The sequence below is a fragment of the Leucobacter alluvii genome, assembly GCF_039530485.1.
Taxonomy (GTDB): Bacteria; Actinomycetota; Actinomycetes; order Actinomycetales; family Microbacteriaceae; genus Leucobacter; species Leucobacter alluvii.
Genome location: NZ_BAAAOP010000005.1, coordinates 824,603 through 848,383, shown reverse-complemented (window position 1 = coordinate 848,383; position 23,781 = coordinate 824,603). Strand labels below are relative to the sequence as shown.

The following is a 23,781-nucleotide window of genomic DNA, read 5'->3' as shown; positions in this document are numbered from 1 at the left end:
CTGCAACGAGGCGCTAGGCTCGGGTGCCATGGCAATTCGTGAAATCAGGGTCTTCGGAGATCCCGTGCTCCGCACCGTGTGCGATCCGGTCGTCGAGATCGACGAGGGTGTCAGAGCCCTCGTGCAGGACCTGCTCGACACCGTCGATATGGAGGGCCGAGCCGGGCTCGCGTCCACGCAGATCGGACACACGCTCCGGGTGTTCAGCCTGCACATCGACGGCGAACTCAGCTACGTGATCAATCCGGAGATCGTCGCGCTCGAGGGGGAGCCGGTGCTGACCGGCGAAGGATGCCTCTCGGTGCCGGACCTCTGGTTCGACGTGGCGAGGTACCCTCGGGCGACCGTGCGCGGCATCGATCTCGACGGGCACGCGGTCGAGATCGCCGGTGATGGCCTGCTCGCGCAGGCGCTGCAGCACGAATGCGATCACCTCGACGGAAAGCTCTACCTCTCGCGTCTCGATCGCGATACGCGCGGCGAGGCCATGCGCCAGATCCGCACCTCGAGCTGGTTCTGATCGTTCCGGGCGCGGCCCGGTGGACCTCCGCCCGAGATGCGGCGCCGACTACCTGACGACGGAGACGTTCTCCGTCTGCGGATGCTCTCCGTAGATGTCGGCGATCTCTCCCGCGAAGTCGCGGAGGATGTTGTCCCGTCGGATGCTCATCTTCGGAGTGAGGTGACCGTTGGCCTCGATGAACTCTGTCGGCAGGATCACGAACTTCCGGATGGACTCGGCGCGGGAGACGTACGCATTGCCCTGGTCGACGGCCTGCTGCACCTCAGCGAGAACCTTCGGGTGCACTGCAGCCTCCTCGAGAGTCATCGTCGCGTCCTCGCCGTGATTGTTCAGCCACGGTGCGAGCATCTCGGGATCGAGGGTGATGAGCGCTGAGATGAACGGACGCTGATCTCCGACGACGACGACCTGACCGATGATCGTGTGCGAGCGGATGGGATCTTCGAGTGCGGCTGGGGCGACGTTCTTGCCGCCTGCCGTGACGATGATCTCTTTCTTGCGTCCGGTGATGGAGAGGTACCCGTCGTCGTCGAGCGAGCCGATGTCCCCGGTGCGGAAGAACCCGTCGTCGGTGAACGCCTCGCGGGTGGCCTCCGGGTTGTTCCAGTACTCCTTGAAGACATCGATGCCCTTGACCTCGATCTCACCGTCCTCCGCGATTCGGACCGTGTGTCCGGGAAGCGGCGGGCCGACCGTGCCGATCTTGAACTTGTTCGGGAGATTGACGGTGGCGGGCGCCGTGGTCTCGGTCAAACCGTAGCCCTCGAGGATCTTGACGCCGAGGCTGCGGTAGAAGTGGCCGAGGTAGTGGCTGAGGGGAGCGGAGCCCGAGACGGCGAAGCGCACCTTACCGCCGAGCTTCTCGCGAAGCTTGCCGTAGACCAGCTTGTCGAAGACGCGGAACTTCACGCCGAGCATGAACGGCACCTTGCCGGCATCGAGCGCCTCGGAGTGGGCGACGGCCACCTTGGCCGCGGCCCGGAAGATCTTGCCCTTGCCCTCGGCCTCGGTCTTCTGCTCCGCCGAGTTGTAGACCTTCTCGAACACCCGCGGCACGGCGAGCAGGAACGTCGGCTGGAACGAGCTGAGCGCCGGGAGCAACTGGCTGGTGTCGGCCTGGTGCCCGACGCGCACGCCAGCGTGCACCGACATGACGGAGATGAAACGGGCGAACACGTGAGCCAGGGTGACGAACAGCAGCGTCGCGGCACCGGGCTGCTGCACGACGTCGGAGAGCGCCGCGGCCGCGTTCCGCGAGAGATCGACGAAGTTCGCGTGCGTCAGCACGCACCCCTTCGGCCGCCCCGTCGATCCCGACGTGTAGATCACGGTCGCGATGTCCGCGCCCTGGGCGAGCGCGCGACGGCGATCGATCTCCGCGTCGTCGACGCCCGCGCCGGCCGCGCGAAGCTCGGCGAGCGCGCCCTGGTCGAGGCGCCACGTCAGCCCGACCGCAGGGAGATCGTCACGGATCTCCTCGAATCGCGCAGCGTGATCGTCCGTCTCGGTGATGACGGCACGGGCACCGGAATCCTCGAGCACCCAGTGCACCTGCAGCGGCGAAGAGGTCTCGTAGATCGGCACCATGACCGCGCCGACATAGTGGATCGCGAAATCGACGAGCGTCCACTCGTAGCTCGTCTTGCACATGAACGCCATGCGATCGCCGGGCTCGATGCCGGCAGCGACGAATCCCTTCGCGAGGGCCACCACGTCCGCGCGGAAAGCGGTCGCGCTGATGTCGCGCCAGCCATCGCCGGCCGGAACGGCGAACAGGGCCCGATCGGGGGTCGCCTGCGCCCGCTGCTCCAGGAGGTCCGTTATGTTGTCCTCTGGCACCGGTGGGACGAGGATCGGGGTCTCGGACTGATTCACGGCAGCTCCTTCGATACTCATGTATCCGTCATACGCGACGCGGCGTCTCGCGTCGCACCTTGCTCTGCCACCCTATATGCATACCTCCGTCGCACCCCCGGCTCCGGTAGGGTGTTCTCAGTCGAGAGGAATCGTGGGCTGTGCTCTACTGGATTTTTAAACACCTGATCATCGGGCCGATCTTGAAAACGATCTTCCGCCCGTGGCTGGAGGGTGCCGAGAACATTCCGGCGACCGGACCGGTGATCATTGTAGGAAACCACCTCTCGGTGATCGATTCCTTCTTCATGCCGACGATGATCGACCGACGCGTGTACTTCCTCGCGAAGAGCGACTACTTCACCGGGAAGGGGCTGAAGGGCTGGCTGGTGAAGTCCTTCATGACCGCGGTCGGCCAGCTTCCGATCGACCGGTCGGGGGGCAAGGCGTCGGAGGCGTCGCTGAACACCGGGCTCAGCGTGCTGGATCGCGGGGACGTGCTCGGCATCTACCCCGAGGGCACCCGCAGCCCCGACGCGCGGCTCTACCGCGGTCGGACCGGCGTCGCTCGTCTCGTGCTCGAATCGGGGGCGGTGGTGGTTCCGGTGGTGATGATCGACACGGAGAAGGCCATGCCGATCGGCGCGAAGGTCCCGAAGATCCGTCGCATCGGCACCGTCGTCGGCAAGCCCCTCGACTTCAGCCGCTTCTCGGGGATGAGCGCCGATCGGTTCGTGCTGCGCAGTGTCACGGACGAGATCATGCTCGAGATCCAGAAGCTCAGCGGGCAGACCTACGTCGACGTCTACGCGTCGAGCGTCCGCAACCGCTAGCGCCGTTCGCTGCGGGCATCGGTCGCACTTCGTGCCTGCGCCCCGTGAGGCAGTAGGCTGATACGGTCGCGGCCGATCGCCGCGATATTTCTGTACCCACTCACGTAAGGGATCGACATGACGAGCCAGATTCACGAGACTGCTGCCGAACGAGCGTTCGCGGAGCTCGACGCCTATCAGGCGCTCGAGGCCAAGCAGCAGCCCGTCTGGCCCGATCCTGACGCCGTTGCCTATTCGGCTCGCGAGCTCTCGTCGCAGCCGCCGCTCGTGTTCGCAGGGGAAGCGGACCAGCTGCGCGACCGCCTCGCGGCCGCCGCGCGCGGCGAGGCGTTCCTGCTGCAGGGCGGCGATTGCGCTGAGACGTTCTCCGCGGCGACGGCCGACCGCATCCGCGATCGCGTGAAGACGCTGCTGCAGATGGCGGTCGTCCTCACGTACGGCGCTTCGATGCCCGTGATCAAAGTCGGGCGCATGGCGGGGCAGTTCGCGAAGCCGCGCTCGAGCAACGACGAGACTCGCGAGGGCGTCACCCTGCCGGCCTACCGCGGCGATCTGGTGAACGGCTACGATTTCACCACCGAATCCCGCACGGCCGATCCCGCACGCCTGGTGCAGGGCTACCACGTCTCCGCTTCGACGCTCAACCTGATCCGCGCGTTCACGCAGGGCGGCTTCGCTGACCTGCGGCAGGTGCACGCCTGGAACCAGGGCTTCATCTCGAATCCGGCGAACCAGCGGTATGAATCGCTCGCCGGCGAGATCGACCGCGCACTCCGGTTCATGGCGGCATGCGGCGTCGACAACACGGCGCTCACTCAGACCGAGTTCTACGTCAGCCACGAGGCCCTGCTCCTCGACTACGAGCGCCCGCTGACGCGTGTCGATTCGCGCACGGGAGATCTGTACGACACCTCCGGGCACATGCTCTGGATCGGAGAGCGCACCCGCGATCTGGACGGCGCCCATGTCGAGTTCCTCTCGCACGTGCGCAATCCGATCGGCGTGAAGCTGGGACCGACGGCCACCGTCGACGACGCTCTCCGTCTCATCGACAAGCTCGATCCCGAGCGCGAGCCGGGCCGCTTGACCTTCATCACCCGAATGGGCGCCGGAAAGATCCGCGATGTCCTTCCTGGCCTGCTCGCCGGAGTGCGCGACGCGGGAGCGACACCGCTCTGGGTGACCGATCCGATGCACGGCAACGGCATGACGACGGCGACCGGGTACAAGACCCGCCGCTTCGACGACGTCATGGACGAGCTGCGAGGCTTCTTCGAGGCGCACCGTGAAGTCGGCACCTACCCCGGTGGAATCCACATCGAGCTCACGGGCGACGACGTGACGGAATGCCTGGGTGGGTCGGAGAACATCGACGAGGCGACATTGGCCACGCGGTACGAGTCGGTCTGCGATCCCCGTCTGAATCACATGCAGTCGCTGGAGCTGGCGTTCCAGGTGGCAGAAGAGCTGAAGAAGATCTCTTAGCCCGCTCGCGTTCAGGTGCCCGCGTTTCGGATCGTTTCCGGAGCGCGGGCACCGCGCGTTAGAGCGAGATCGTGCTTCTGATGCGGATCTCGGTGCCCGCTGGTACCTTCTCGCCGGAGGCCGGGTCGGTTCCCGTGGCCTTCGCGAAACTGCGCAGCGCGTCGGGTACGAGCGTGGTCGGGGTGAAGCCGGCCGCGCTCAAGGTGTCCATAGCCTCCTGCAGGTCGAGACCGGACACGTCGGGCACGGGGAAGAGTTCGGGGCCCAGCGAGATCTCGAGGCCCACGGCATCGCCGGGGCGCATCGGGTCGGTCTGGGGGAGCAGGGCGATGACGGAGCCCTGCTCGACGTCGCTGCTGTAGGACTCGCTCCCAGCTGCGGGATCAACGGTCAGCGAGCTCTCGGCGAGGCGGGCCGTCGCGGCATCCGCCGTGAGTCCCGCCACATCGGGAACGCTGCCCGCCGAGGTGATCAGGTCGATGGTTGCGCGCTCGGGATACGTGTCGCCGAGGGCGTCGCCGTTCGACCCGAGCGCCGCGAGCACGGTACCGGGCTCATCGTCGGAGAAGCGTTGTTCCAAGACCTGGCCGACGGTGAACCGCTGCTCTTCGATCAGGGATTCGGCCTCCTCGAGCGACAAGCCGACCAGGGTGGGAACGGGAAGCAGCTGCGGGCCCGTCGACTGGCAGAGCTGGATCGGCGTGCCGCGGTCGACGCGCGCACCGGACGCCGGCTCCGTCGACGAGGCATGTCCTTCTGGCACGTCCAGACTCGAGCACTCGGCGAGCGTCACGACGAGGTCGCGCTCCTCGAGCATTGCCTGCGCGGCCGCGATCTCCGCGCCGAAGACGTCGGGGATGGTCACCTGGGATCCCGGTCCTTGACCGAACCACCAGCTCAAGCCGCCGGCGGCGGCGATCAGGAGCACGGCGAGCAGAGCCGAGAGCCGGCCGCGTCGCTGACGGACGCGGCCGGCTTCCGCCGCGCGATCGATGGGAGCGGCCGTCGACGATGCAGCAGCACTGGCGTTGAGCTCGGGGGCGACTGCGGTCTCTGACGCGTCGGGGGCGCTGCCGACCGCCCACCGCTCGGACGGATCGAGCACGGACGTCGAGGGCGTCGGGGTTCCCTCATCGGAGATGCGGGGGAGGACGCGCGTCGAACCGGCGGGGGCTTCCCCCCGGGTGATCGCCCGCAGCGACTCGAGCGCTTCGCTCGCATCGCGCGGTCGCTCGTCGGGCTCGCGCCGGGTCATCCAGAGCACGAGCGCGTCGAGCGCCGGGCTCGCCTCAGCGCTCTGGAGCGATGGCGCGGGCACGTCCGAGTGGGCGTGCTGGTAGGCGATCTGCATCGGCTGCTCGCCGACGAACGGCTGCACGCCGGTGAGCATCTCGTAGAGCATGATGCCGAATGCGTAGAGGTCGCTTCGCGCATCGGCGATTCCCCGCGTGACGAGCTCGGGCGAGAGATACGCGATGGTGCCGAGCAGCGCCTGACCGGTGGTCGTGTTCGCGCTGACTGCGCGGGCAAGCCCGAAGTCGCCGAGCTTGATCCGCCCGTCGTCTGCGAGCATCACGTTCTCGGGTTTGAGGTCGCGGTGGACGATCCCCGCCCCGTGGGCGGCGGCCAGGCCCGAGAGCACCGCATCCCCGATCTCGAACGACTGCTCGGCGGTCAGGTGCCGTTGCTGCTTCAGGAGCTCCCGCAGCGTGATACTCGGCAGATACTCCATGACCAGGTAGGTGCGCCCGAGATCGTGCCCCTGGTCGAACACGTTGACCAGATTGGGATGGGAGAGGCGGGCCGCACTTCTGGCCTCCTGCTCGAAGCGGCGCGTGAAGTTCGCATCCTCCGCCAGGTGCTCGTGCATCACCTTGACGGCGACGCGGCGCTCAAGCCTCAGATCCGTTGCGAGGTACACCATCGCCATGCCGCCGCGCGCGATGCGCGACCTGATCGCGTAACGGCCGTCGAGCGTCTGCCCGATCAGCGGGTCGGAGGGCACGGTGGTCACCCGGAGAGTCTACGGAAGTTTCGATGGCCGTTTCATGATGCGCGCCGGGCTCGCGCGGATTGCGTTCACCCGTTGCCGCTGGCAGAGTGGACCCGTGGCAGAGAACACCGCTTCAGACCGTAGCCCGTTTACGACAGCTCCCATGCTCGGCGTCCCCGAACTCGTGGACCGCCTCGGCATCACTCCCGGCCGTCTCCACCGCCTCATCGAGGATCGCGTACTCGCGTCGGTGCGCATCGACGGCGTCCTGCGGGTTCCTGCAGAGTTCTTGCAGGGCGACGAGCCGCTGCCATCGCTTCGCGGCACGCTGCTCGTGCTCGACGACGCCGGTTTCTCCGAGGAGGAAGCGGTGCTCTGGATGCTCTCGGTGAACGACGAGCTGGGGGAGCGGCCGATCGATTCGCTTCAGGCCGGCCGGAAGAGCGCGGTGCGTCGCGCGACGCAGTCGCTCGCCTTCTGACCTCTCGTGCGCGTGGTTCGTGAGAACTCCGCGTCGGGCCTCGGGCGATCTCAGAACTCGCGTCGCGCCGCCCGGTCGGCGAGCCGTGTCAGCGCCTCGCTCGCGTCACGGCGGGTCGGGGAATGCTCGAGCGAGGAGATCGCTCGTTCGACATTGCGCGCGATCATCTGCTCGACTCGATCGACTGCCCCGCTCTCGCGAATGGTGCGCTGGAGGATCGCGACCTGTTCCGGCTCGAGGTCGTTGCCGAGCAGGTCGTCGAAGATGCGCCGCTGGGTTCCGGGCAGGTTCTCGCGCGCGAGCGTGACCAGGACTGTTCGCTTGCCCTCGACCAGGTCGTCGCCCGCGGGCTTGCCCGTGATCGATGCGTCGCCGAATACGCCGAGGAGGTCGTCGCGGAGCTGGAACGCGACGCCGATGGGGAGACCGTAGTCCCGCAGGGCCTGCTCCTGCTCCTCATCGGCGCCGGCGAGCGCCGCGCCGATCAGGAGCGGCGCCTCGACGCTGTACTTCGCCGATTTGTAGACGAGCACCCGGGTCGAGCGTTCCAACTGCTCGTCGTGCGCGGCGAACGCGATCTGCTGCTCCTCGAGCACGTCGAGGTACTGACCGACGGCGACCTCGCTCCGCATGCGGTTGAAGTGCGCTCGCGCGGCCTGCGCCGCGCCCGGGCTGATCGCGGCGGCGCACGCACGCTGCATGAGTTCGTCGGCCCACGACTGCAGGAGATCTCCGAGCAGAATCGCGCCGGCGATTCCGAAGTGCTCGGGGTCGCCGGCCCAGCGATGGCCGCCGTGCAGCTCGGCGAACACGCGGTGCACGGAAGGGCGGCCGCGACGGGTGTCCGATCGGTCGATGATGTCGTCGTGGATGAGTGCTGCGGCGTGGAAGAACTCCAGCGCACACGCGGCATCGAGCACCGGCGCGGCCGGGCCGTGGACGTCGTCGATGATGTCGAGCTCGCGCACGGACCGGTAGCCCAGGATCGCGAACTGCGCACGGAACCGCTTCCCGCCCATCAGGAAGCGCTTCGCCTCATCCAGCAGCGGCGCGGCGTCCGCGCCGAGCGCCGCGAGCTCGTTGCGATGCTGTTCGAGGATGTCGCCGATGCGCTCCTGAATGAGGCCTGCGAGTCGGGTCGTTTCTTGCACGCGCCTAGCCTACTCACGGCTGCGGGTCGTAGACTGATCGGTACCAAGTTTTCCCGAAGCGCAGGAGGGCCGTCATGGCGCTGTCAGAGCACGAACAGCGGTTGCTCGACGAGATGGAGCGCGGCTTCTATCAGAGCGAAGCCGACGTTCTTCAGGCTGGCTCGTCGGAACCCCGTCGACTGAACTATCGGTCGCTCGTGCTCGGCATCATCGTCGTGATCCTCGGAATCGGAGTCCTCGTCGCCGGAGTGGCGGTGCAGCTGCTGTGGCTCGGGCTCATCGGGTTCGCCGTGATGCTCGGCGGCGTGATCCTCATGCTGTCGCGTCGTTCTTCCGGGCCGCTCACCGTCGAAGACATCACCTCCGCCGGTTCGGGTCCGAAGGCCCCCCGCTCGCGGGAGTCGCTGAGCGAGCGCATGGAGCGCCGGTGGGATCAGCGCATGGAGGGTGAGCGGTAGCTCGACGAGTGCTGCGAGCAGCGATACTGCGCGCGCATCGCGTGCGCTACGGCACCAGTTGAGTGCGAGCCCGCTCCCGATGTGAAGCCCCCGCTGCGGGGGCGAACCGGATCGATCGCGTCAGGTCAATGACCTGGCGCTTTTTTCATGCCCGCTCGGCGATGCTCGCGATCTGACGCGCCGCTCGACCGCGGGTCCTGCCGGTATTCGGCGCGCGCACCCCGCGATGCACTCCACTTTGCTCCATTCGAACCTTCCGCTGGTGTCCGAACCGCGTGAAGACGGGCTTTCTCGGGAGCTTGAAGGCTCGAATCGGTCGGCGTGCTGCCCGTGACCGTGCGGGCCTCCCGTGTCGTCGCCGCGTATTCTCGCGAATTCGCTCGATTCCGCCAGCAAAGTGGAGTGTGTTTAGGAACAAGTGGAGGAAAGTGGAGTAAACTGGCGCTCGAGGACGAGTCGGCGAAAGGAGGTCCCATGTTTCTGGGAACCTTCACGCCGCGCCTGGACGAAAAAGGCCGACTGATTCTTCCCTCGAAGTTTCGGAATGAACTCGCCGACGGCCTCGTGATCACCCGCGGGCAGGAGCGCTGCCTCTACGTGTTCAGCGAAACCGAGTTCGCCGAGATGCATCAGCGACTGCGGAGCGCACCGCTCGCCTCGAAGCAGGCGCGCGACTACCTCCGCGTGTTCCTCTCAGGGGCGCACCCCGAAACACCCGACAAGCAGAGTCGCATCACCATTCCGCAGAACCTCCGCGAGTACGCCGGGCTCGATCGCGAGCTCGCCGTCATCGGCGCCGGTTCGCGCGCGGAGATCTGGGATGCGGAGGCTTGGCAGACCTACCTGGCGGCGCAGGAAGCAGCGTTCTCCGAGATCGAGGAGGAGGTGATCCCGGGCATGTTCTAGCCCGGAATCCCTATGGCACACGACAACACACGCGATCCGAGCGGTCTGCACACCCCCGTGCTGCTCGAGCGCTGCCTCGAACTGCTCGCTCCGGTGGCGCAGGGCATCGCCGAGGGCGACACGCCCGTGATCGTCGACGCGACACTCGGCATGGGCGGACACAGTGAAGCGCTCCTCGATCGCTTCCCCCGGCTCACCGTGATCGGTCTCGACCGCGACACCGAGGCACTCGAACTCGCGGGCGCTCGTCTCCGGCGATTCGGGGACCGCGCGATCCGCGTGCACGCGGTGTACGACGAAATCGCCGAGGCCGTATCCGACAGCGGCTTCTCGCGGATCGACGGCGTGCTCTTCGATCTCGGCGTCTCATCGCTGCAGCTCGACGAGGCCGACCGCGGCTTCGCCTACGCCCAGGACGCTCCGCTCGACATGCGCATGGACCAGAGCAGCGGGGAGACCGCGGCCGACGTGCTGGCTGCGGCGCCCGAGGGCCGCCTGCGCGCGATCTTCGAACGATACGGCGAAGAACCCCTCGCAGGCCGGTACGCTCGCGCGATCATCGCGGCCAGGGCGGACGCTCCGATTCTGCGAAGCGGTCAGCTCGTCGAGGTGCTGCAGGCGGCGACCCCGGCCGCGGTGCGAGACCAGCGCCACCCCGCGAAGCGCGTATTCCAGGCGCTGCGCATCGAGGTCAATTCCGAACTCTCAGTACTCGAGCGCGCGATCCCCGCTGCGCTCGATCTCCTGAAGGTCGACGGCCGTGCGGTCGTCATGTCGTACCAGTCGCTCGAAGATCGTTTCGTGAAGCGCGAATTCGCGCGTCGCACGGCGTCGACCGCGCCCGCCGGCCTGCCCGTCGAGCTCCCGGAGCATCGTCCCGAGTTCCGCCTCCTCACGCGCGGAGCCGAGCTCGCCGACGACGCCGAGCGCGCGCGCAACCCGCGCGCCATCCCCGTGCGCCTGCGCGCAGCCGAACGAATGAGGGACGCACGATGAGTACGACGCTTCCGATGGAGTTCGACGCGGCGGCGCTCCGCCTCGGCTCACCCTCTGGCACGCCGGCGCCCGCCCAGCCCGAGCGGCACCTGCGCCCGGTGCCGCACCCCGCGGCCCGGCCGGCGAAGTGCTCGCAGCGCAGCCCGCTCGCGGGAGCGCTCATCGCGGTCGGCGTCGTCCTGGCCATCTTCGCAACGCAGCTCGGTCTGAGCATCGCGATCTCTCAGGGTGCATACGAGTCCCGCGCACTCGAGGTGGAGCAGCGCGACCTCGGGCGCGTGGAACGAGTGCTGTCGCAGAACGTCGACAAGCTCGCGTCCCCGCAGAACCTCGCGGAGAATGCGGCCGCGCTCGGCATGGTGCAGAACTCGCGGCCCGCGACGCTCCGTCTGAGCGACGGCGCAGTGCTCGGGGCGCTCGACTCGGAGACGACGGAGGCCTCTGGCAACCTCATCCCGAACGCGACCCTCGAGAGCATGCCGGTGGTGGACGCCGCAGGCCTCCTCGTGCCGCGGAACTCCGGACAGGCCGCGGGCGCTCAGGCCGAAGACATCGATCCGCCGGTACGGTGGACGGGCAAGCTGCCTGCTCCCGATACGCACTAGGCAGTAGCAGAACTCCGGGAGGAATTCGGATGCTGAGACTGCGCGGATCTTCGCTTCGCCGGGCCATCGCGCTCGCCATCATCGTCGTCGCTGCGATCGTGTTTCTCGTGCGACTCGTGGACGTGCAGGTGGTTTCCGCCGCCGCCCTGAACGAGGATGCGAAAGACAAGCGCGCGGTGCCCGTCGCGATTCCGAGCGTGCGCGGCGACATCGTCGATCGCGACGGGGAAGTGCTCGCGACGACGGACGAACGCTACGACGTGCAGCTCTCGCCGAAGAACACGCGTCTGAACGACGGCGTGTTCTACCGGTTCGACACCGAGCGCGGCGTGGGCACGGTCAAGGTCACCGCAGCGCAGGCCTTCGAGGAGATCGGAGCGGTGACCGGGCAGAGCGGCGAGGAGATCCAGAAGATCGTGGATGACGCGCTGAGCGACAACCCGAAGTCGGACTTCGCCTACGTGCAGCGATCCATCGATCTGACCCAGCTGAACGCGCTCAAGGCGCTCGAGATCCCGTGGCTCACCTTCGAGAGCCAGCACACGCGCACCTACCCCAACGGCGCGGTCGGCGGCAACATCGTGGGGTTCTCCGGAGCCGACGACGTGCCGCAGGCCGGCGTCGAGCTGTCGCAGGACGCCTGCCTCACCGGGGTGGACGGCACTGAGACCTACGAGCGGAGCGAGGACGGAGTGGCGCTCCCCGGGAGCGTCGTCGTCACCAGGAAGGTGCAGGACGGCGGCACGGTGCAGCTCACGATCGACCGCGACCTGCAGTGGGAGGCCCAGCAGGCGATCAACCAGCAGGTGCAGTCCGTCGGGGCGGCGTACGGCCTGCTCACGGTGATCGACGTCCAGACCGGCGAGCTCGTCGCCGTTGCGGAGGACGGCTCGGTCGACCCGAACGACGTCGATGCCTCTGACCCGGCGAAGCGCGAAGCGCGATCCTTCACCTCGCCGTACGAGCCGGGCTCGACGTTCAAGGCGATCACCGCGGCGGCGCTCATCGACCAGGGCGTCGCGACGCCCGCGTCGCAGAACCTCACGCCCGACTACCTCGAGCCGGAGCCAGGCGTGCGCTTCGGCGACGCGTTCAACCATCCCGAGATGCCGTGGACGTTGACCGGCATCCTCACGCAGTCGTCCAACGTCGGCACCTCGATGCTCGGCGCGCAGCTCGACGCCGAGACGCGATACGACTACCTCAAGCGATTCGGCGTCGGCATCGCCACCCAGGCGGGAATGCCGGTCGAGGATTCCGGTCTGCTGTACGAGCCGGGGGACTGGGACCGCCAGACCTCGTACAACACCATGTTCGGTCAGGGCCTCTCCTCGACCGTCGTGCAGACTGCCGGCGTCTACCAGGCGATCGCGAACAAGGGCGTGCGCGTGCCGCCCAGCGTGGTGCAGGAGTGCGTGGAGGCCGACGGCACGACGACCGCGCCCGAGCACGGCGAGCCGGTCACGGCGATCTCGGAGAGCACCGCAGCCGAAATGATGGGCATGCTCGAGACCGTCACCACCGAGGGCTGGTTCAAGGACCTCATCGCGATCCCGGGGTACCGGATCGCCGGCAAGACCGGCACCGCGGAGCAGGTCGACCCGGCCACTGGCCTCTATCGCACGGACTACGTGCACTCGTTCGCGGGGATCTTCCCGGCCGACGACCCGCAGTACGTCGCGGTAGCATCGATTGCGTTCCCGACGGCGGGAGATGGTGGCGTCGCCGCACTCACCGCCTTCCGGCAGGCTGCAGAGGCGACGATCCGCACGTTCCACATCCCGCCATCCACGGGGGAGTTCCAACCACTCCCCACCGAGTATTGATCACGCCCAGGAGGCCAGCACCCGTGAGTACCGGAGATGCTTTGAGCATTCGCCCGCAGCAGCCCGTCCCCGTCCCGCTCGACGAGATCGTCGAGCGATTCGACGTGCGCGCCGCGGGCCGGTCGACAGGGCTGTTCGTCACCGGCGTCTCGCTCGACTCGCGCGATGTGCGACCCGGCGACCTCTACGTCGGCATGCCGGGCGCCCAGCGCCACGGTGCGGAGTTCGCCGCTCAGGCCGCCGCGTCCGGTGCGAGTGCGATGCTGACCGACGCGGCCGGCGCCGAGCTCGCCGCGGCAGCGGGGACGTCGCTGCCCGTGCTCGTCTCCGACGCGCACCCGCGCCTGATTCTCGGCGACGTCGCCGCGGTCGTCTACCGCACCGACGGCTTCTCCGCGCGCACCTTCGGCGTCACCGGGACGAACGGCAAGACGAGCGTCGTGTACCTCATCGCCGAGCTGCTGCGCGCGGCAGGCATCACCGCGGGGCTCAGCTCCACGGCGGAGCGCCGGATCGGCGACGAGGTGGTGGTGAGCAACCTCACCAGCCCCGAGGCCTCCGAGCTGCACGGACTGCTGGCCCGCATGGTCGAGGTCGGCGTCGAGGGCGTGGCCATCGAGGTGTCGGCCCAGGCGGTCGTTCGCCACCGTCTCGACGGCCTGCGCTTCGATGTCGTCGCGTTCAACAACTTCTCCCAGGACCACCTCGACGAATTCGGCGATCTGGAGACCTACTTCGCAGCCAAGCTCGCGCTGTTCGCGCCGGAGCACGCGGAACGCGGCGTCGTCGTCGTCGATTCGGCCTGGGGGCAGCGCATCGCGCGCGAATCGCAGATCCCGGTGACGCGCCTCGCCACCGAGTACGGGCGGGACGCGGACTGGCACCTCGCGGTCACACGCCAGACGCTCGACGGCGTGTCGTTCGTGCTGCAGGGGCCGGAGGGCGCCCACTTCCGCGGAAGCGTTCCGGTGTTCGGGCGCTTCATGGCGGAGAACGCCGCGCTCGCGCTGATCATGCTGCACGAGGCGGGGATTCCGATCGCGCAGGTCGAGGCGGGACTCGAGCAAGGTCGCATTCCGGTGTACATCCCCGGTCGTCTCGAGCAGATCACGGAGAGCGGCAGCACGGGCCCGCGCTTCTACGTCGACTACGGGCACACGCCCGGGGCATTCGAGGCGATGCTCGACGCCCTCGGAGAGGTCGCGCCGGGGAAGATCATCTTCCTGTTCGGAGCCGATGGCGACCGCGACACGACGAAGCGGGAGGAGATGGGAAGGATCGCGGCTGCGGGCGCCGACACCGTCATCATCTGCGACTACCACCCGCGCTCCGAGCCACCGGAGGCGATCCGCGCTCAGCTGCTCGCCGGAGCCCGCTCGGCCCAGCACGCCGAGGTCATCGAGGAGGGCGATCCTCGGGCTGCCGTGCGCCTCGCCATTTCACTGGCCGAACCCGGTGACGTTATCCTGTATGCCGGTCCCGGACACGAGGACCATCAAGAAGTCGCCGGGCGGTTCATCCCGTACTCGGCGCGTGACGAAGTTCGCGGTGCGCTCCGCGAGGCAGGACTGCTCCCGTGATTGCACTGACACTGGCCGAGATCGCGGCCGCCGTGAACGGCCGCCTGGTCCCCGGAGACGGCGGAGCGGGGCCGGAGACGCTCATCGACGGCGAGTCGCAGACCGACTCCCGCGAGGTCGGACCGGGGCACATCTTCTTCGCCCGACGCGGTGAGGAGACCGACGGACACCGATACGCCGCTCGAGCGGTCGACGCCGGTGCCGCTCTGCTCGTGGTGGAGCACGAGGTGGACAGCCGCGTTCCGCAGATCGTCGTCGCCGACAGCACCGATGCGCTCGGCGCCCTCGCGACCGAGGTCGTGCGACGCATTCGCGAAGCGGGCGACCTCACGATCGTCGGAATCACCGGCTCGAACGGCAAGACGACCACGAAGAACCTGGTCGCCGCAATGGCGGAACGCACCGGCCCGACCGTCGCTTCCGCGAAATCGTTCAACAACGAGGTCGGCGGGCCCGTGACGATGCTGCGCGTCGCACCGGATACGCGCACGCTCATCGCCGAGATGGGAGCGAGCGCAGAAGGCGAGATCGCACGTCTCACCGCGATGGCGCCGCCGCACATCGGGGTCGTGCTGACGGTCGGACTCGCCCATGCGGGCGAATTCGGCGGGATCGAGACCACCTTCCGCACGAAGAGCGAGATGGTGCGCGACCTGCCCGCGTCTGCGATCGCCGTGCTGAACCGCGACGATCCCCGCGTCGCGCAGATGGCCGAACTCACGCGCGCCCAGGTCCACTGGTTCGGTCTCGGCTCGGAGGCCGACGTCCGTGCGACCGATGTGGATACATCGGCGGACGGCACACGATTCGTGATCCACGCCGACGGAGCGTCCCTCCCCGTGCACTTCCGGGTACTCGGGGAGCACCACGTCATGAACGCGCTTGCGGCCGCGGCGGTGGGGCGGGCGCTCGGGATCCCGCTCGCCGAGATCGTCGAGACGCTCGAATCGGCGACCCTCGCCGCCCCGGGGCGCATGGAGGTGCTCGGCGGGCGCGACGGGGTGACGATCATCAACGATGCCTACAACGCGAGCCCGGACTCCATGAGCGCCGCGCTGCGCACGCTTGCACAGATCCGCAGACCAGCCGGGCGCTCGGTCGCCGTCCTCGGAGCGATGAGCGAGCTCGGCGAGTACTCCATCGAGGAGCACCGACGCGTCGGGCTCCAGGCGGTGCGGTTGCGGATCTCCGAACTGGTGGTCGTGGGCGCCGAGGCGCGCCAGCTGCACATCAGCGCGATCAATGAGGGCGCCTGGGACGGGGAGAGCACCTTCTTCCCCACCCAGGACGAAGCCTTCGCCTACCTCACCGAGACACTGCGCGCCGATGACACGGTGCTCGTGAAGTCCTCGAACGCCGCGGGCCTCCAGCGACTCGGAGATCGTCTCGGGGAGGCGTACGCATGATCGCGCTGCTCATCGCCGGCGGGTTCTCCCTCCTCTACTCGCTGCTCCTGACGCCGTTGTTCGTGCGCGGCTTCAACCGGCTCCGCTGGGGCCAGCCGATTCGCGTCGACGGGCCGAAAGAGCACGAGATCAAGCGCGGCACGCCCACGATGGGCGGAATCATCTTCCTCTCCGGGTCGGTAATCGCCTACTTCGTCGGCAAGCTCGTCATGGGCGAGCAGCCCTCTCCATCTGCGCTGCTCGTCATCCTGATGGCCGTCGGAGCGGGGCTCGTCGGCTTCATCGACGACTTCATGAAGACGCGGCAGCAGGCATCTGCGGGGCTCGGCGGCTGGGCGAAGATCGCAGGCCAGGTCATCATCGCAGTATCGTTCGCGGTGCTCGGCATCCAGTTCGCGAACGGCGCGGGCATCACCCCGGTGTCGACGCATGTCTCGGTCTTCCGCGACCTGCCCTTCGACTTCATGACGTTCGGCCCCATCATCGGCATCGGGCTCGTGATCGTCTGGGTCATGGTCATCGTCACGGCGACGACGAACGCCGTGAACGTGACAGACGGTCTCGACGGTCTCGCAGCGGGATCCGCCATCTTCGCGTTCGGAGCCTACCTCGTGATCGGGTTCTGGCAGTCCGCGCAGAGCTGCGTGAGCAACGCTGCGGAGCCCGGGTGCTACGAGGTGCGCGATCCGATGGATCTCGCGGTCATCGCGGCGGCATTCCTCGGCGGCGTCGGCGGGTTCCTCTGGTGGAACACGAACCCAGCGCATGTGTTCATGGGTGATACGGGATCGATGGGCATCGGCGGCGCCATCGCGGCGCTCGCGATCCTGAGCCGCACCGAGGTCCTGCTGATCCTGATCGGCGGACTGTTCATCATCGAGACCGGTTCGGTGATCCTGCAGCGCCTGTACTTCAAGGTCACGCGAGGCAGGCGCATCTTCCTGATGAGTCCGATCCATCATCACTTCGAGCTCAAAGGGTGGGCCGAGGTGACCGTGGTCGTGCGGTTCTGGATCATCGCCGCCCTCTTCGTCATCGCCGGGGTGGGCGCGTTCTACGGCGAATGGCTGCTGCAGCAGTCGTGATGGGAGCAGACATGAACAGCACTGGCGGAGACGCAGCGATCTACGCGAAGCTGGTCGCTGACCGTGTCGATGCGCTGACGAGTTGGCACCACGACTGGACCGGACTCCGCGTCGCGGTCCTCGGCCTCGGCGTGACCGGGTTCTCGGTCGCCGACACGCTCGTCGAACTGGGAGCGCGCGTGCGGGTGATCGCGGGTGCGCCGGATTCGGAGCGCGAACGACTGCTCGAGGTCATCGGGGCGGAGTACTTCCAGGCTGCTGAGGACGAGGCCCAGCTCGCCGACCTCGCCGCCTTCGACCCCGAGCTCGTGATCGTGTCTCCCGGGTACCGGCCGGACCATCCGCTCACGACCTGGGCGGTCGCCCGCGATGTGACGGTGTGGGGAGACATCGAACTCGGCTGGCGCCTCCGCGATAAGACGGGCAGGATCGCCGACTGGATCTGCATCACGGGCACGAACGGCAAGACGACGACGACCCAGTTGACGGCTCACATGCTCTCGGCCGGCGGGCTGCGGGTCACGCCGGCTGGGAACATCGGCACTCCCATCCTCGATGCACTGCGCGACCCCCAGGGATATGACGCGATCGTCGTCGAGCTGTCGAGCTTCCAGCTCGAGCGCCTGGGTGAGATCTCGCCCTACGCGAGCGCATGCCTGAACTTCGCGGACGATCATCTCGACTGGCACGGCAGCCATGACGCCTATTGGGCGGCGAAGGCGAAGGTGTATCAGCACACGCAGGTCGCCTGCGTGTACAACCGTGCAGACGCGGCGACGGAGCGCATGGTGGAGGCCGCGGATGTGGTGGAGGGCGCCCGGGCCGTGAGCTTCGGGCTCGACACCCCTCCGACCAGCGGCTTCGGCGTGGTCGAGGGGATCCTCGTCGATCGCGGCTATCACGCGGAGCGCCGCAGCGAGGCGTTCGAGCTCGTCACGATCGAGGAACTCGCAGAGCGAGGCCTCGCGGCCCCGCACATGGTGCAGAACGTGCTCGCCGCGAGCGCCCTCGCCCGGTCCCGCGGCGTGGAACCGGGCGAGATCGCGCGAGCCGTGCTCACCTTCGTGCCCGATCCGCACCGTGCGCAACAGCTCGGCGAGATCCAGGGGCTGCGCTGGATCGATGATTCGAAGGCGACGAACGCCCACGCTGCCGATGCGTCGCTGCGTGCGCTGCACGATGTCGTGTGGGTGCTGGGCGGTCTCCTGAAAGGCGTCGACATCGACGAGCTCGTGCGCACGCACGCGATCCGGTTGCGCGGCGCCGTGGTGATCGGAGTCGATCGTGAGCCGGTGCTCGCCGCACTGAGACGGCACCTGGGGGAGCGGCCCGTCGTCGAGATCGACGACGCCGGGCTCGACCCCGACGGCATTATGCGGTCCGCGGTGGCGCAGGCCCGTGCGATCGGGCACCGGGGCGACACGGTGCTGCTCTCACCCGCTGCGGCGTCCATGGATCAGTTCGCCGGCTACGCCGACCGCGGCCGACGCTTCCAAGCTGCGGTCCGAGAGCTGGAATGATGTCTGCGCGCACGAGCGAGCGCGAACCGGGTCGGGCTCCCGCCCAAGCCCTGATCCGGCTGGGCGGCATGCTGCGCATCGGTTCCGATCGCACGGTCATCGCGCTCTACACCATCACGCTGCTGCTGGTGGGCTTCGGCCTCATCATGGTGCTCTCGTCATCATCCATCACCTCGTATCTCGCCGATCAGGGCTTCTTCGGAGGGTTCTGGCGTCAGGTGATCTTCGCCGTCATCGGCATCCCCCTGATGCTCGTCGCCGCCGCAATGCCCGTGAGCTTCTGGAAGCGCTACGCCTGGGCGCTCTTCGGGCTCGGCATCCTGCTGCAGCTGCTGGTGTTCACACCGCTCGGATTCGAAGTGGCCGGCAACCGGAACTGGATTCAGCTCGGCGGCGTGACTGCGCAGCCGTCCGAGGCGTTGAAGCTCGCGCTGGTGGTCTGGGTCGGGGCCGTGATGCAGCGGAAGGAGCCGCTGTTCGGCCAGATGCGGCACGAGCTCATCCCGGTCGTCATCCCCGGGGCTCTGATCGCCCTGGGAGTCGTGCTGCTCGGCAAGGACCTGGGTACGGTGATGATCATGGCCGCCCTCGTGTTCGGCGCGATGTTCTTCGGGGGCATGAGCTGGAAGACGCTCGGGGTGACGGCCATCGGCGCGGCGCTCGCGGTCGCCTTCTTCGTGCTGTCGAGCCCGAACCGCATGGCGCGGCTGCTCAGCCACGCCGGAGGGACCGACGACTACAGCGGCATCGACTGGCAGGCGACGCACGGGTTGTGGGCCCTCGCCGGCGGCGGGCTCTTCGGCGTCGGGCTCGGCAATTCGAAGGCGAAATGGTCGTGGCTTCCCGCGGCCGACAACGACTACATCTTCGCGATCATCGGCGAGGAGCTGGGGCTCATCGGCGCACTGCTCGTCGTCGTGCTGTTCATCGCGCTGACCGTGGTGATGCTCCGCCTCATCGTGCGGGCGCGCGACCGGTTCGGGCGAGCCGTGGTCGGCGGCGTACTGGTCTGGATCGTCGGCCAGGCGTTCGTGAACATCGCGGTCGTCGTCGGCGTGCTGCCGGTGCTCGGCGTGCCGCTCCCGCTCATCAGCTCGGGCGGTACCGCCCTCATCGCGTGCCTCATCGCCATCGGCGTCGTCATCTCGATCGCCCGCGATGCCGCACGACATCAGGAAGAGATTGGACACGCATGACCACGTATCTGCTGGCGGGCGGCGGAACCGCCGGGCACGTGAACCCGCTTCTGGCGCTCGCCGACCTCATTCGACGGGAAGAACCGGGGGCCGGCATCATCGTGCTCGGCACCCGCGAAGGTCTCGAGGCGCGGCTCGTGCCGGAGCGGGGTTACGAACTGGTGCATATCGAGCGCCTCCCGTTCCCACGTCGCCCGAACGCCGCGGCGCTGCGGTTTCCGGTGCGCTTCGCGCGTGCGGTCTCGCAGGTGCGCGAGTTGATCCGCAGCCGCGGCGTCGACGTGGTGGTGGGATTCGGCGGGTATGCGTCGGCGCCGGCGTATCGTGCTGCGGCTCGTGAAGGCGTTCCCACCGTCATCCACGAGGCGAACGCGAAACCGGGCCTGGCGAACCGCTGGGGCGCCAGGAGCACGCCGCACGTGGCGGTGACGTTCGCGGGCACGCCGATCGCGGGGGCGCGGGTCACCGGAATGCCGTTGCGGCCGGAGATCACGGGACTCGACCGTGCAGCGCTCCGCGACGAGGCGCGCGCGCACTTCGGACTCGATCCGGCTCGCAGCACCCTGCTCGTCACGGGAGGTTCGCTCGGTGCGCGTGCGCTCAACAGAGGGATCGCGGGCTCGGCGCAGATGCTCGTCGACGCCGGCATCCAGGTGCTCCACGTCTGGGGCGGTCTCACCGAGCTCGAAGACCCCGGCGTGCCCGGGTACGTCGTGATTCCCTATTGCGATCGCATGGACCTCGCATTCGCGGCCTGCGACCTCGCGGTATCGCGAGCGGGCTCGACGACGGTCAGCGAACTCGCGGGCCTCGGGATTCCCGCGGTACTCGTGCCCTACGCCGTCGGCAACGGTGAGCAACGATTCAATGCTGCCGGCATGGTCGAGGCCGGGGGAGCGCTGCTCGTGGAAGACGGGGAACTCACGCCGCAGTGGGTGCACGACGTGCTCGTGCCGCTCCTGCTCGACGACGCCCGACTCGAAGCGATGTCGCGGCGCGCTCGCTCGGCCGGCGCGCTGGACGGCACTGAGCGCTTGCTCGAACTCGTGCGGGAGGCCGTGGGCGCCGCTGGAACCTGAGCGACTTCGATCGCTCAGCGGGTCCTCGGCGACGGGCGCCTCGCATCGCGGTACGCTTGACTGTCGATTCGTGCTGAGGAGGCGCCATGATCTATCCCGATCTCGAACTGGAGATCCCCGAAGACCTCGGGCAGGTCCATTTCGTCGGTATCGGCGGTTCGGGCATGAGCGGTATCGCTCGCATGATGCACCAGGCCGGTGTCACGGTCACCGGCTCTGATCGGAGCGCCAACTACTCGACGGAGGCTCTGGTCGAGCTCGGCATCCCAGTCTCCATCGGTCATGATGCGGACAACGTCGGCGATGCCGACACGCTCGTGGTCACCGGGGCGCTCTGGACGGACAATCCGGAGTACCAGCGCGCCCTCGCCCAGGGGCTCCCGGTGCTGCACCGGTCCCAGGCGCTGGCCTGGCTCGCGAGGAGCGCACGCGTCGTCGCGGTCGCCGGTGCGCACGGCAAGACGACGTCGACCGGCATGATCGTGACCGGCCTGCTCGGCGCGGGTGCGGATCCGTCGTTCGTGAACGGCGGCGTGATCGAAGCGCTCGGCGTGAGTTCCGGCACTGGCGGCGATGATCTCTTCGTGATCGAGGCGGATGAATCCGATAAGTCGTTCCTGCTCTACGACACCGCCGTCGCGCTCGTCACCAACGTCGATCCGGAGCATCTCGACTTCTACGGATCGCGGGAGGCCTTCATGCAGGCCTTCGTCGATTTCATGCGCGGCGCGCGCGAGCAGATCGTCATCTCCGCCGACGACCCGGGGGCGCGCGAAGTGCTCGCCACGCTGCAGCACCAGGGCGGGCACGCGCCGGTCCGCACGTTCGGCGAGGCCCACGGCGCCGACGTTCGCATCGTCGAGATCGATGATTCTGGCCCCGTTCGGTTCGCGGTGGAAATCGATGCGCACCGCTACGAGGCGCAGCTCGCCGCGTACGGCAAGCACAACGCCGTCAACGCGGTTGGCGCGCTCGCCGTGCTCACCGGCCTGGGGTTCGAGCCGGGCGCCGCGCTCGAGGCGATCGCCGCGTTCGGCGGCACGAAGCGCCGCTTCGAGTTCCATGCCGAGGTGCAGGGCGTGCGCGTGTACGACGACTACGCCCACCACCCCACGGAGGTCGCGGCGCTGCTCGACTCCGCCCGCGCGGTCGTCGGCGAAGGTCGGCTCATCGCGATCCACCAGCCCCACCTCTTCAGCCGCACGCGCATGTTCCATCGTGAGTTCGCCGAGGTGCTCGAGCGCGGGGCCGACCACACGGTGGTGCTCGCCGTCGACGGAGCGCGCGAGGACCCGGTCCCGGAGGTCACGGGCGCACTCGTCTCCGATGACTTCGCGGACGCGGATCGCGTGGCGTACCTGCCGGAGTGGCAGGATGCCGCGGACTACCTCGCGCGCATCGCCCGTCCGGGCGACGTCATGGTGACGATGAGCTGCGGCACGGTGTACCGCATCATTCCTCAAGTGGTTGAGGCGCTGCGCGACCGGTTCGAGCTCGAGGCCCGGTGAAGCGCCCCGGCGGTTTCGATCGGACACCCGATCAACCGCGTCCGGAGCCGGAGCCGCCCGCCGGGCGGCCTCCGGCCGAGGTCTCAGAAGCTGCGGGGCGGCCCGGGCCTCGGCTGAGCCGGGTGCCGGCGCGCGCTCACGTCCCTGAAACCGGTGTCTCGCCGACCATCGATCTGAGCGATGTGCGCGCTTCGAGACACGCGCCTCCTGAGCAGGAGGCTCCGGACTCCGCCACTCGGGCGGAGGAAGATCTCCAAGGGCGTGCTTCCGGGGCGATCGACGGTGCGCGAGCCGTCCGTCTCTCCGACGAGCACCCGACGGTCGATCTCGGATCACTGGACACCCGTGCTCGCTCCGGTCTCGATCGGTTTCGCGGAAGCGAACCGGACCCGGTGCGCGAGGCGGAGCGCCGGGTGGCAGCTGCGGCGCGCCTGCGGAAGCGGCAGGCTCGACGCGAGCGGCGACGCTTCTCGGCGGAGGCCCGCGGTCGGAGGCGCCACTGGATCATCGCGTTCGCAGCCGTCGGCGCGCTCGCGCTGTTCGTCGGTGCCGGAGTCTTCACGCCTCTGATGGCGGTGAAGACCGTCGAGGTGACCGGCGCGGAGAGCGTGAACGCCGCGGATGTGCACAGTGCACTCGAGCGGTTCGAGGGGCGGCCTCTCGCGCTGATCGACGATGCCGAGGTGCATCGCGCCCTCGAACCCTTCCCCCTGATCCAGCGCTACGCAGTGGAGCGGGTGCCGCCGCACACGCTGGTCGTGCGGATCGAAGAGCGCGTGCCCGTGATCTCGGTCGCAGGGACCGATGGCGTCGAGCTCTACGACGCCGCCGGGGTGCTGCTCGGGGCTGCGGATGCTGCACCCGCGGGCGTTCCGGTCGGCGCAGGAGCGCTCACGGACCGGGGCTCCGCGGCCTTCCGGTCGGCGTCGCGCGCGCTCCGCGACATGCCTGCGGATCTGCGTGCGCAGATCACGAGCGCCAGCGCCTCGAGCGCTCAGGATGTGACGTTCACGCTCGCGAGCGGCATCACGGTGCTCTGGGGGGATGCCGACGAGAGCCGACGCAAGGCGATGGTGCTGCAGGCGATGCTCGCCTCCCTCGCCGGGCAGCCGGTGACGCGAATCGATGTCTCAGCGACCGAAGCGCCCGTCTTCGAGTAGCGCGAGCGGTTTCTTTCGAGGGGCTCGCGGCGTGTCAGGCGTTGCCGCATGCTCCTGGCCCATACGGTGGTGCGCAGGAAATGTATACGGCAATACTAACTCTTAACCTCGAGTAAAGGTTGAAGGTTAGGGGCGG

Annotated in this window: 20 protein-coding genes; 17 read left to right on the top strand and 3 right to left on the bottom strand. The window is 68.3% G+C overall.

Annotated features, from left to right (window positions below; translation table 11 throughout):
• The first annotated feature begins 28 nt into the window (after window positions 1-28).
• Window positions 29-520: a peptide deformylase gene (gene def / locus ABFX18_RS08500; protein ID WP_346057998.1), complete on the top strand. Its 492-nt coding sequence runs from the start codon at window positions 29-31 to the stop codon at window positions 518-520.
• A 48-nt stretch (window positions 521-568) separates the two neighbouring features.
• Here the strand turns inward: def and ABFX18_RS08495 are convergent, their stop codons facing one another.
• Entirely contained in the window at window positions 569-2,419 is a 1,851-nt protein-coding gene (locus tag ABFX18_RS08495; RefSeq protein WP_428833647.1) for an AMP-dependent synthetase/ligase, read from the bottom strand.
• 119 nt (window positions 2,420-2,538) lie between these two features.
• Here ABFX18_RS08495 and ABFX18_RS08490 point away from each other — a divergent pair, with 119 nt between their 5' ends.
• Window positions 2,539-3,210, top strand: a complete 672-nt coding sequence (locus ABFX18_RS08490; RefSeq protein ID WP_200328648.1) for a 1-acyl-sn-glycerol-3-phosphate acyltransferase — start codon at window positions 2,539-2,541, stop codon at window positions 3,208-3,210.
• A 117-nt stretch (window positions 3,211-3,327) separates the two neighbouring features.
• Complete coding sequence (locus tag ABFX18_RS08485) at window positions 3,328-4,695, top strand: class II 3-deoxy-7-phosphoheptulonate synthase (RefSeq protein WP_090149426.1); 1,368 nt, start codon at window positions 3,328-3,330, stop codon at window positions 4,693-4,695.
• 58 nt (window positions 4,696-4,753) lie between these two features.
• Here ABFX18_RS08485 and pknB read toward each other — a convergent pair whose 3' ends face one another.
• The gene (pknB, locus tag ABFX18_RS08480; RefSeq protein WP_346057996.1) at window positions 4,754-6,709 is read right to left on the bottom strand and encodes a Stk1 family PASTA domain-containing Ser/Thr kinase; all 1,956 of its coding nucleotides are present in this window, start codon (window positions 6,707-6,709) and stop codon (window positions 4,754-4,756) included.
• A gap of 94 nt (window positions 6,710-6,803) precedes the next feature.
• Here pknB and ABFX18_RS08475 point away from each other — a divergent pair, with 94 nt between their 5' ends.
• Entirely contained in the window at window positions 6,804-7,169 is a 366-nt protein-coding gene (locus ABFX18_RS08475; protein ID WP_428833646.1) for an Rv2175c family DNA-binding protein, read from the top strand.
• A 50-nt stretch (window positions 7,170-7,219) separates the two neighbouring features.
• On the opposite strand, the gene ABFX18_RS08470 is transcribed toward ABFX18_RS08475, so the two are convergent.
• Window positions 7,220-8,320 (bottom strand): polyprenyl synthetase family protein, encoded by a 1,101-nt coding sequence (locus tag ABFX18_RS08470; RefSeq protein WP_346057995.1) that lies wholly within the window; start codon window positions 8,318-8,320, stop codon window positions 7,220-7,222.
• A gap of 74 nt (window positions 8,321-8,394) precedes the next feature.
• On the opposite strand from ABFX18_RS08470, the gene ABFX18_RS08465 reads away from it, so the two are divergent.
• From ABFX18_RS08465 to ABFX18_RS08405, 13 genes are all read left to right on the top strand, one after another.
• Window positions 8,395-8,778 carry a DUF3040 domain-containing protein gene (locus ABFX18_RS08465; protein ID WP_200328656.1) on the top strand — a complete coding sequence of 128 codons (384 nt, stop codon included), beginning with the start codon at window positions 8,395-8,397 and terminating at the stop codon, window positions 8,776-8,778.
• A gap of 474 nt (window positions 8,779-9,252) precedes the next feature.
• Complete coding sequence (mraZ, locus tag ABFX18_RS08460; protein ID WP_090149408.1) at window positions 9,253-9,684, top strand: division/cell wall cluster transcriptional repressor MraZ; 432 nt, start codon at window positions 9,253-9,255, stop codon at window positions 9,682-9,684.
• Window positions 9,685-9,696: 12 nt separating this feature from the next.
• Entirely contained in the window at window positions 9,697-10,680 is a 984-nt protein-coding gene (gene rsmH, locus ABFX18_RS08455) for a 16S rRNA (cytosine(1402)-N(4))-methyltransferase RsmH (RefSeq protein WP_200328658.1), read from the top strand.
• Window positions 10,677-11,285 (top strand): cell division protein FtsL, encoded by a 609-nt coding sequence (gene ftsL / locus ABFX18_RS08450; protein WP_346057994.1) that lies wholly within the window; start codon window positions 10,677-10,679, stop codon window positions 11,283-11,285. Before rsmH ends, ftsL begins: the two co-directional genes overlap by 4 nt.
• A 29-nt stretch (window positions 11,286-11,314) precedes the next feature.
• Entirely contained in the window at window positions 11,315-13,111 is a 1,797-nt protein-coding gene (locus tag ABFX18_RS08445; protein ID WP_346057993.1) for a peptidoglycan D,D-transpeptidase FtsI family protein, read from the top strand.
• Between the two features lie 23 nt (window positions 13,112-13,134).
• Window positions 13,135-14,691 carry a Mur ligase family protein gene (locus tag ABFX18_RS08440; RefSeq protein ID WP_346057992.1) on the top strand — a complete coding sequence of 519 codons (1,557 nt, stop codon included), beginning with the start codon at window positions 13,135-13,137 and terminating at the stop codon, window positions 14,689-14,691.
• Window positions 14,688-16,097, top strand: coding sequence for a UDP-N-acetylmuramoyl-tripeptide--D-alanyl-D-alanine ligase (locus tag ABFX18_RS08435; protein WP_346057991.1), 1,410 nt, complete (start codon window positions 14,688-14,690; stop codon window positions 16,095-16,097). The genes ABFX18_RS08440 and ABFX18_RS08435 overlap by 4 nt, the downstream gene beginning before the upstream one ends.
• Window positions 16,094-17,182 (top strand): phospho-N-acetylmuramoyl-pentapeptide-transferase, encoded by a 1,089-nt coding sequence (gene mraY, locus ABFX18_RS08430; RefSeq protein WP_346057990.1) that lies wholly within the window; start codon window positions 16,094-16,096, stop codon window positions 17,180-17,182. Before ABFX18_RS08435 ends, mraY begins: the two co-directional genes overlap by 4 nt.
• 11 nt (window positions 17,183-17,193) lie before the next feature.
• Window positions 17,194-18,702 carry a UDP-N-acetylmuramoyl-L-alanine--D-glutamate ligase gene (gene murD / locus ABFX18_RS08425; protein ID WP_346057989.1) on the top strand — a complete coding sequence of 503 codons (1,509 nt, stop codon included), beginning with the start codon at window positions 17,194-17,196 and terminating at the stop codon, window positions 18,700-18,702.
• Window positions 18,702-19,898 (top strand): putative lipid II flippase FtsW, encoded by a 1,197-nt coding sequence (gene ftsW, locus ABFX18_RS08420; protein WP_090149383.1) that lies wholly within the window; start codon window positions 18,702-18,704, stop codon window positions 19,896-19,898. Before murD ends, ftsW begins: the two co-directional genes overlap by 1 nt.
• Window positions 19,895-20,977 (top strand): glycosyltransferase, encoded by a 1,083-nt coding sequence (locus ABFX18_RS08415; protein WP_090149380.1) that lies wholly within the window; start codon window positions 19,895-19,897, stop codon window positions 20,975-20,977. Before ftsW ends, ABFX18_RS08415 begins: the two co-directional genes overlap by 4 nt.
• An 86-nt stretch (window positions 20,978-21,063) precedes the next feature.
• A complete protein-coding gene (gene murC / locus ABFX18_RS08410) occupies window positions 21,064-22,485 on the top strand; it encodes a UDP-N-acetylmuramate--L-alanine ligase (RefSeq protein ID WP_346057988.1) in 1,422 nt (473 codons plus the stop codon).
• Between the two features lie 122 nt (window positions 22,486-22,607).
• Window positions 22,608-23,645, top strand: coding sequence for a cell division protein FtsQ/DivIB (locus ABFX18_RS08405; protein ID WP_346057987.1), 1,038 nt, complete (start codon window positions 22,608-22,610; stop codon window positions 23,643-23,645).
• The last annotated feature ends 136 nt before the right edge of the window (window positions 23,646-23,781 follow it).

Coding starts and splice junctions, on each gene's coding strand:
- murC (WP_346057988.1), top strand. CDS start 21,064: ATGATCTATCCCGATCTCGAACTGGAGATCCCCGAAGACCTCGGGCAG.
- murD (WP_346057989.1), top strand. CDS start 17,194: ATGAACAGCACTGGCGGAGACGCAGCGATCTACGCGAAGCTGGTCGCT.
- ABFX18_RS08415 (WP_090149380.1), top strand. CDS start 19,895: ATGACCACGTATCTGCTGGCGGGCGGCGGAACCGCCGGGCACGTGAAC.
- def (WP_346057998.1), top strand. CDS start 29: ATGGCAATTCGTGAAATCAGGGTCTTCGGAGATCCCGTGCTCCGCACC.
- ABFX18_RS08465 (WP_200328656.1), top strand. CDS start 8,395: ATGGCGCTGTCAGAGCACGAACAGCGGTTGCTCGACGAGATGGAGCGC.
- ftsL (WP_346057994.1), top strand. CDS start 10,677: ATGAGTACGACGCTTCCGATGGAGTTCGACGCGGCGGCGCTCCGCCTC.
- ABFX18_RS08485 (WP_090149426.1), top strand. CDS start 3,328: ATGACGAGCCAGATTCACGAGACTGCTGCCGAACGAGCGTTCGCGGAG.
- rsmH (WP_200328658.1), top strand. CDS start 9,697: ATGGCACACGACAACACACGCGATCCGAGCGGTCTGCACACCCCCGTG.
- mraZ (WP_090149408.1), top strand. CDS start 9,253: ATGTTTCTGGGAACCTTCACGCCGCGCCTGGACGAAAAAGGCCGACTG.
- ABFX18_RS08495 (WP_428833647.1), bottom strand. CDS start 2,419: ATGAGTATCGAAGGAGCTGCCGTGAATCAGTCCGAGACCCCGATCCTC.
- ftsW (WP_090149383.1), top strand. CDS start 18,702: ATGTCTGCGCGCACGAGCGAGCGCGAACCGGGTCGGGCTCCCGCCCAA.
- ABFX18_RS08445 (WP_346057993.1), top strand. CDS start 11,315: ATGCTGAGACTGCGCGGATCTTCGCTTCGCCGGGCCATCGCGCTCGCC.
- mraY (WP_346057990.1), top strand. CDS start 16,094: ATGATCGCGCTGCTCATCGCCGGCGGGTTCTCCCTCCTCTACTCGCTG.